The organism is Olivibacter sitiensis DSM 17696 (genome assembly GCF_000427965.1).
GTDB classification, from domain to species: domain Bacteria; phylum Bacteroidota; class Bacteroidia; order Sphingobacteriales; family Sphingobacteriaceae; genus Olivibacter; species Olivibacter sitiensis.
The window spans coordinates 97400-105952 of record NZ_ATZA01000013.1; the positions used below are offsets into that span (position 1 = coordinate 97400).

The 8553-nt window shown below is 47.0% G+C and carries 6 protein-coding genes; 2 read left to right on the forward strand and 4 right to left on the reverse strand.

Annotated elements, in window-relative coordinates; all coding sequences use genetic code 11:
* Position 1: 1 nt before the first annotated feature.
* From A37S_RS0109125 to A37S_RS0109140, 4 genes are all read right to left on the reverse strand, one after another.
* Positions 2–3250, reverse strand: coding sequence for a SusC/RagA family TonB-linked outer membrane protein (locus A37S_RS0109125; RefSeq protein ID WP_028296724.1), 3249 nt, complete (start codon positions 3248–3250; stop codon positions 2–4).
* Between the two features lie 142 nt (positions 3251–3392).
* A complete protein-coding gene (locus A37S_RS0109130) occupies positions 3393–4805 on the reverse strand; it encodes an FAD-dependent oxidoreductase (protein ID WP_028296725.1) in 1413 nt (470 codons plus the stop codon).
* Positions 4806–4812: 7 nt separating this feature from the next.
* Positions 4813–5934, reverse strand: a complete 1122-nt coding sequence (locus A37S_RS0109135; RefSeq protein WP_028296726.1) for a polysaccharide pyruvyl transferase family protein — start codon at positions 5932–5934, stop codon at positions 4813–4815.
* Positions 5935–6052: 118 nt separating this feature from the next.
* Positions 6053–6907 carry an N-acetylglucosamine kinase gene (locus A37S_RS0109140; protein ID WP_028296727.1) on the reverse strand — a complete coding sequence of 285 codons (855 nt, stop codon included), beginning with the start codon at positions 6905–6907 and terminating at the stop codon, positions 6053–6055.
* A gap of 251 nt (positions 6908–7158) precedes the next feature.
* On the opposite strand from A37S_RS0109140, the gene A37S_RS0109145 reads away from it, so the two are divergent.
* Positions 7159–8187, forward strand: coding sequence for an isoaspartyl peptidase/L-asparaginase family protein (locus A37S_RS0109145; protein WP_028296728.1), 1029 nt, complete (start codon positions 7159–7161; stop codon positions 8185–8187).
* A gap of 170 nt (positions 8188–8357) precedes the next feature.
* The coding region (locus A37S_RS27730) for a hypothetical protein (protein WP_211229751.1) at positions 8358–8553 on the forward strand (196 nt) is incomplete at its 3' end.

An 8553-nucleotide genomic window follows, 5' to 3' on the forward strand; every position in this document is an offset into this window, starting at 1 on the left:
TTTAAAATGTCACTTTCAAACCTAAGTTGTAACCTCTTACCAACGGATACAAACCGTAGTCTACACCCGGTGTGAGGTTGCCGCGTTGATTGTAATCCGGTTCAGGGTTATACCCTTTGTATTTTGTAATGGTAAAGGGATTGTCGACGCTGGCGTATATCCTTACGCCGGCTAGGGTCAATTTTCTCGCTATGTCTTGCGGCAAGCTATATCCCAGAATGATGTTGGTCATTCGCAAGAAGGATCCGTCTTGTAGATAAAAGGAAGATAAGCGAGTGCTGTTGCTTTGTGTGCCACCTCTAGAGGCTCTATATACTTGACCATTGCCTGGATCAGCAGAAGATCTCCATCGCTGAGCCACATCGGCATATTGATTGCCGGAACCTTCCATATTGTAAAGATAGTAGTCATATCCATCCAATACCTGATTGCCATGCGAACCATTGAAAGAGGCCCTAAGGTCAAAGCTTTTGTAGCTTGCATTCAACGCAAACCCATAGGTGAAATCGGGGTGCGGATTTCCGATGATACGTTTATCCTCGTCATTGACGATGCCATTTCCATCTACATCTTCAAAATAGAGGTCTCCCGGTTGAAGTGGGTTGGTCGATGCTGCCGAAGGAGCTACGGTTGTATAGTTTTCTTCCGTAGCCACTCCCAAGACCTTAAATCCGTAAAACATACCGATAGGGCTTCCTTCTTGGGTGATATGTGTCATGTACGATCGCTCCGCTCCATTCGTAATGATGGTCGAAGCTCCTCCCAAATCCAGCACTTTATTTCTGTTTACATTTATGTTACCACTCAACCCCAATTCAAAACCATTGTTTCTCACAAGTGTCGCATCTACCTGCACATCAAAGCCTTTGTTTTGTACTTTGCTGTCAGGAAGGTTTGTCAGGATGGTAGTAGCGCCAGAAATGGCCGTTATCGGCTGATCGAAGAGGAGGTTATATGACCTACTCAAGTAGAAGTTGGATAATATGTTCAACCTGCCGTTCCACAAGCCCAAATCCAAGCCCGCGTTGTACTGTGAGGTGGTTTCCCAACCTAAGTTGGCATCGCGCAGATCTCCGGGCCAATAGGCGGTTTCTACACGGTCACCGATGATTACCCCACCAGGAGAGTTGAATGTTGTCACAGCGCGGTAGTCACCGATATTGTTGTTGCCGCTCAATCCCCAACTTGCTCTAAGTTTCATGGTAGAACCCGTTCCGAGCCAGCTGTTGTAGAATTCTTCATTGGAGACCGTCCATCCGGCCGACAATGAAGGAAAGGTACCCCATTTGCTTTCAGAACCAAAGCGAGATGATGCATCTGTACGGAACGATGCAGACAGGAAGTATTTTGAATCGTAGCTATAGTTGACACGGCTAAAATAAGACTGGAGTGTGGTTACCCGCTTGAAAGCATCGCGCAACTGAAAATTGGACGGATCCGCGCCTTTGTCGGTGATCTCTCCAATGGCATCATTTTGGAAACCATTTGCCCGGACGGCGATGTAGTCGATATCCGTTCGTTGGGCTGAATAGCCCAATAGGGCCTGAAGGTGATGTTTTTCTTGAAATGATTTTGAATAATTCAAAGTTGCTTCCAACAATTTATCGATTTCGCCCCTTGTGTTGGCATCGGCGTACGCAGCGGTTTTTGCTGCATCTGAAAACGGTGGGTTGTTGCCGCTGGATATACTTGTAGGACGATAGTAATCGTACTTTTCATCATATGTAGACAGGCCGCCGTTTATTTTGAAATTTAAGCCTTCGATAATGGCAAAATCTGCAAAGGCGTTATAAAGCCCCCTTTTGCCTTTTCGCTGGTTTTTAATCTCGGTAACATATGCCAAGGGATTTTCTGGGTTCTGAATTCCAAAATTGTTTGCAGACAGGTCTGCCATAAGATACTTGGCATAGGTGCCATCTTCATTATATACGGGAAGGGTAGGCAAGTAGATCAAGGCTGCCATAGACGGACTCTGGTCGTAGCGACCGGTAGTTACCTCGTTGTTGTCGTTATAGGTAAAGGATACATTGGCACCTACCTTAAGTCGCTTGCTTAGCTCCGTGTCTATATTGCTCCTGAAGTTGAATACCTGTTGGTCCGTGCCAAGCATGATACCTTCTTGATTTTGGTATGAGCTACTTAAAAAATAGCGCGTTTTTTCATTTCCTCCATATGCAGAAAGGTTGTGCCTTTGGAAAGGAGCATTTCTATAAAGTGCGTCTTGCCAGTCGGTATTATACATCGAAGGCCTTGCCAATCCTGTGGAAAAGTCATAATATTCCTCGGGTATCGAGATTGATCCCGCATTTCCTACGCGAGCCACGCGAGTAGCATTGTCATCCAAGCGCATGTTGTCGGTCCAGGTTATGCCCCTACTGACCACCAGATCCCTATACATGTTGTTCCGACCGTCAATAAGCAGATCAATAAATTCATCTGCGTTGAGCAAGTCTACTTTCTTAGATAGCTGACCAAAGCCCCCCAATACTTCATAGTCGATATTGCTACGCCCTTCTCTACCACGTTTTGTTGTGATGAGTACGACCCCTCCGGCGGCACGTGAGCCATAGATGGCTGCCGATGCAGCATCTTTCAAGATATCGATCGTTTCGATATCATTTGGATTTATGTTCAGGTTATTGCCTGCAGGATAGCCATCAATAACATATAAAGGATCGGATCCTGCATTGACAGAGCCGATTCCCCGTACGCGAATTTTTGTGCCATCATACGGAGCTCCGCTTGTCTGAGAGACTTGAACACCAGCTACTTTCCCTACAAGGGCTTGCGACAGTTTTGGACTTGTCAAGTTCAACTCATCGGCTTTTACATTTGAGATAGCTCCCGTCAAATCGGATTTTCGGACACGCTGATAGCCAATCGACACCAATACTTCTTCCAATTGTTGGTCTTCGCCATTCAATTGGATCGAAATTCCCTGTAAAGCGGTGACACGATGCTCGATCGTTGCATAGCCAACGTATCTCACGGACAGGACGTCTCCTGTTTTTCCAGCCAAGGAAAAACGACCTTCATTACCTGTTTGCACGCTTTGTTGGGTACTTGTATTGGTGACAGTGGCCCCTGCAATCGCATTTCCTTCGCCATCCAATACTTGTCCCGAAAGCTGTTGTTGGAGCAGGGCTTCAATTGCCTTTGTTTCTTTTTTAGGGTGACTTGCATGCACCGACATGAAGCCGACACTTAGTGGTAATAGCAACCACAATAATTTGGTAAGATTTAGATACATTTTTTTCGACTTATGTAAAAACAATGTCGCAAACGTAGCTAAACCATGTTACCGGGGTGTTAACCTGTCTTTATGTAACAATTAAGAATTGAGCAATGAACTCGGCCGCCAGGAGGAGGCAAGGCGTTGAGCAAAGAGAAGGTCAAGAAACAATGGCGCCCTGCCTAATCAGCTCCTGCTGTACATCTGCCGCGTCTACTGCTCTGGGGAATATGCCCTGCCTAGAGGCTATGGATGCACATACGCCAGCTGCCTGTCCCATGGCCATGGCCGTAGGCATCACCCGATAGGAGGAATGCGCCTCATGGCTGCCAGAGATGCATCTTCCTGCGACCAAGATGCCGTCCACATCCTTGGGCAATAGGCAGCGTAACGGGATGTCATATGCTTCGCCTGGCGGTAATCGCTTCAGGACGGTGCCCTTTCCTTCGGGGTTGTGCACGTCTATGGGATAGGAGCATTTAGCTACGCCATCGTCAAATTTTTGGGCCGAGAGCACATCTTCTGTCGTGAGCGTATAGTCGCCCACAATTCGTCTCGTCTCCCGCACGCCCACAGTGACACCCGTTTGAGCGACGTAGGATTTCTCAAAGCCAGGAACATATTTCTTCAAAAAGTCGGCAATTTGCCTTACCTGACGCCTCCCTTCCCATTCGGCATAGGAGAGGTCCCAAACGTCAATGCCCAGCACTTGGGTGATCCGTGTAGAGTTGACGCTCAGTTCATGCGGATGGGGGGTGTCAAAGAAAAGGATGTCCTCGCGTGGTAGATCGAGTTCGCCAGCCTTGGTGGCCTGTTCTATCAAGTCCCATAGGCCGTGCACGCCTCGCCATTGGTCTGGATGTTGCTTGACGTAATTGCCAAAATGCGTACGTTGAAACTCTACCATCCTAAACATGAGGGAAATGGGTTGTACAAGTCCGTCAGTTTCGCGGCCTACATGGTATTGTGCTCCCGCCGCGACAGCGATGTCGCCATCGCCCGAGCAGTCTATGATGGTTTTTGCCGTAATGACCAAAGGCCCCGATTTGGTTTCCAATATTGCTCCCTTTTTGTTGCCGTCGTCATAAATACCGCTTGCAAATGCATGGAATAGGATATCTACGCCATGTTCATCCAATAAGTCAAGACTGATCATCTTGAAGAGCTCGGGATCGAATGGCACGACGTAGCCCGTTTCGAGCGATGGGGCTATGGCAGCCCCTGCTTGTACAAGTTTAGATAATAGTTGTGACAGTGCCCCCGCAATGATGGCTGTACCTGGGCCATGGTCATTTGGTAGGAAATGCTTGGAATAGCCGCTCTTTGCAGGTCTATATTGTTGAGTGTGGAATGACATCAGCGGCATGACGAGGGCCGCGGTGGCGTTGCCTCCCAAGAATCCAAGTCGTTCCACCAAGGTCACCTTTGCTCCAGACTGTGCAGCACCAATGGCAGCGCCTATTCCTGCTGGACCTCCGCCAACGATCAATACGTCTGTATCTGCTGCCAGACTAGCCTTCCTAGGGGCTAGCGTAAGTTCGATTTGGTTTGTGGGTTTCCTTAATATAGGCATAAACAATTTAGTTGGAATGCTTTTTCAGCAAATCTAACAATAGGGTATTACTACGTTTTGAGCGTTGTTGTATTGAGGGCAGTTTTTCCTGTATCTGTTCGCGAAGAGGGCCTTGCAGATCCCACGAATGATCGAGGTGCGCGATTAGTCTACCTGCGTTTACCAGCTCGATGGGAGGCATGTCTAAGCCTAGATCTCCTAGCAGCCCTTTCACCTTGGAGGCGTATGGCAGCGCTACGAAAGGCACATTCTGCAAGGCGGCAAAAATGAGGAAGTGAAGACGCATGCCGACGGCAAATTGGAAATGGCCCATGATATTTAACAGTTGGCCGGGTGTGTATTTACCTTTTAGCACATGTGCCCGATGCGGTTTCAGCATCTGGGAGATGACGGCATGGGAGAGTTGGATATCTTGGTTTTTCCTTTCCGTGGGGACAAAAACAATGTCCGCATTGAAACGGTCTACCATGAAATCGGCAGCATTTGCCAGTAGCATATGGTATTTTTGCATGTCCAGGTCTGGTGCTGCAACGCCCAACTCACGCACGGACATGCCCACTATGGGCTTGTCGCTGGTGAGTTGTTCCCTTATCAGGGTTCCTTCCGGTAGCGGCTCTGGCCGTATTAGAAAAGCAGGGTCGGCCGTTACCGTGATTTCAGCTTTCACGCCTAAGCTTTCGAGCAAGTGCCGCGAGTCGACGTCCCTTACCGTGATGGCATCTACATGGTTCAACACGTCGGCCACAAGGCTTTGTGAGGCAGCATTGTTGAGCGGGCCGGCACCAATGGCATAGAGCATGGTAGGGATACCTAGCTCCTGGGCTATCTTTACCTCGCGGAGGTAGAATTTTACGTCGGCATCGTAGAGTAAGCCGCCCCCACCTAGAATAAATACGTCCAAGGATGCTATTTCTGGCTTAATCTCGTTGATGGAGAGGTTGCGCACATCCACTACCTTTTCTATATCGTGCCTGTCTTTGGTGTCTCTAGCCACACGTGAGAAAACGGTTATTTCTGCCTTGATGCTGCTTCTTATCTGTGCAATGATGCTTTGCAAGATAGCTTCGTCTCCCAAATTCATGCCTCCGTAGGAGCCTGATATACCTATTTTGTATGTTTTGTCTGCCATATAGTAAGTTGACTTGTAGACTTTTGTAATTGCTTTTAACTATTGAGGCCCCATATTGCAACAAAGGATCAAGCCACTTGTTTTCCCGGGCCACGAATCCATTAGGCCATATATGCCTTTATTTCTGTGACTTCATGAGGTGATAATTGGCAAGTTCTTCGATAAGGGATGGTATGATTTTGCCTGCTTCCATGTTGTATATGGCCATTACTTCCATCAATAAATCCCCGAAATGATAACCTATGGAACCTACGCAATTGAATGTGTATTGGGAATAATTTGGGTAACTGGACACCAAATTCCTGAAGAAGCTATGAAAAGAACCCTTTACTAGCTCCCTAGCATAACTTTTATCCACATCTGGCAGCGCTAGGAAACGTGTGAAGCTTGCACAAAATCGGTTTGCAAGCGGTTCGGTATAGACTTTGTTTAGGATTTCCCCAGGCGTGAGTTGGTAAGTGTCGTAAAACAGTTGCTTCGTAGTTTCTGGCATTCTGTTGCGCATATAATCGCTTAATATCTGTTTTCCAATCGCCGCCCCACTTCCTTCATCCCCTAGGATAAAGCCTAACGAATCCACATGCTCAACAATCTCTTTGCCGTCATAGATCCCCGTGTTCGTGCCGGTACCGAGTATGGCTGCAAAACCTTCCCGATGGCCCAATAGCCCTCGCGCTGCTGCCAGTAGATCGCCGGCCGCCCTGATCCGTTCGCAATTGTGGAAAACATTATAGAGGGTTTCTTCCATCAGCTCTATCTTATCAGCATGGCATCCAGCACCATAGAAGTGAACTTCATTGATGCTCGATACATCTATTGCCTCCGGCATATTTTTGCGAATCGATTCTATGATATAAGCTTGCGTAGCATAGTATGGGTTATAGCCCTCGGTTTTAAAATATTCTGCAATGTTATTGCCTTCAATAAAGCACCAGTCTGTTTTGGTCGATCCGCTGTCGGCTATTAAAATCATTGATATACAATTTCGGGAATTGAATAATTATTGTTCCTTATTTTTCAAAAATAGTGTATTAAAGCATAGGGTGCAATTGATAAAAGTGATATATTTTTGCCATTATTGGAATAATTCATGCCAAAACCTGGAGAAATGGGTTTTTTATCGGTCAATCTGCGTAAAAAAAGGTCCAGACTATGGGATGATAGTTTTGTTCTACTTGTGCAGTATAGGCTTTATCCGTATAATTGTTGTCAAAAAAGAAGAAAATGTATCCAAAGAAACTGATGGCGATGCTTGCCGTAATTTTTCTTACTGCGTTAAGCTTGTCTGCACAAGAAAAACGATATGTGATGGTGTTGCACGGTGGTGCCGGCACCATCTTGAAACAAAACATGACTCCAGAAAGGGAGGAGGCTTATACGGGAGCCATGAAGGAGGCTTTGTTGGCGGGATATAAACTGATCAAGGAAGGGAAAAGCAGCCTCGATGCTGTTGAGGCGGCGATTTGGGTATTGGAGGACAACCCCTTGTTCAATGCGAGCAAAGGCGCGGTCTTTACCCATGATGGTCGCAACGAACTTGATGCTTCCATCATGTATGGCAAAACATTGGAGGCCGGTGCCGTAGCGGGTGTCACTACGATAAAGCATCCCATAAGCGGGGCACGTGCCGTGATGGAAAAATCCGAGCATGTCATGATGGTGGGGGCAGGTGCAGAACTTTTTGCCAAGGAGGTAGGGCTGGAAATCGTAGATCCCAGTTATTTCTATACGCAGCCGCGCTATGATGCACTACAAAGAGCAATAAAGCAGGACTCTATCAAAGCGGTGCTGGATCACGACGCGAAGCAAAGCAATCGCGTTCCATTTCAGAACCGGGATGATAAATTTGGTACTGTGGGTTGTGTGGCCCTGGACCAGGAAGGCCATTTGGCTGCAGGTACCTCAACAGGAGGCATGACCAATAAGAAATACGGACGGGTGGGCGATTCGCCCATTATCGGTGCAGGAACCTATTGCGATGATCGTACCGTGGGTGTGTCCTGCACGGGATGGGGTGAGTTTTTCATTCGCAGTGTAGTCGCCAAATCGGTATCGGACCTGATGGAGTACAAAGGGCTTGGCGTAGAGGAGGCTTCTAGGCTGATGATCGAAAAAATTGGGCAGCTTGGGGGCGATGGTGGACTGGTCGCTTTGGATAGAAATGGCCAAATAGCAATGCCCTTTAATACTGCAGGGATGTATAGAGCTGCCATTACGGAAGATGGAGAGGTTGAAGTAGCCATATACAAGTAAAAAAAGGACTGTCTAAAAAATATCAGCTTTCGTCATTTCGAGCGAAGTCGAGATGAGGAATTGCACCTTTTTAGACAGCCACCGTTTTATATAGGGTCTGCTGAAAAACTCTATTCGTTTTGTTAACCAATGAATTATAGTTATTTTTAGGTTGTCAAGTGCAAGGATTTATGAAAAAAGCATCAAAAAGGCGTGCACCTAGCCCTATTTATAGCAGTCCGAATCAGCTCATTATTGAGGGATTTGAGTCTCCTTTTGATCGTCATCTTAACCCAGAAAACCGTTGGGTTAAGTTAGCTCATCTGCTTCCCTGGGATAGTTTGTCGAACATTTATTACAAAGCATTTCCCAAGAAAGATACAGGTC

What these genes read in the sequence shown, in the direction of transcription:
- A37S_RS0109125 (WP_028296724.1), bottom strand. Translation starts at nt 3,250, where the DNA reads ATGTATCTAAATCTTACCAAATTATTGTGGTTGCTATTACCACTAAGT.
- A37S_RS0109130 (WP_028296725.1), bottom strand. Translation starts at nt 4,805, where the DNA reads ATGCCTATATTAAGGAAACCCACAAACCAAATCGAACTTACGCTAGCC.
- A37S_RS0109140 (WP_028296727.1), bottom strand. Translation starts at nt 6,907, where the DNA reads ATGATTTTAATAGCCGACAGCGGATCGACCAAAACAGACTGGTGCTTT.
- A37S_RS0109135 (WP_028296726.1), bottom strand. Translation starts at nt 5,934, where the DNA reads ATGGCAGACAAAACATACAAAATAGGTATATCAGGCTCCTACGGAGGC.
- A37S_RS0109145 (WP_028296728.1), top strand. Translation starts at nt 7,159, where the DNA reads ATGTATCCAAAGAAACTGATGGCGATGCTTGCCGTAATTTTTCTTACT.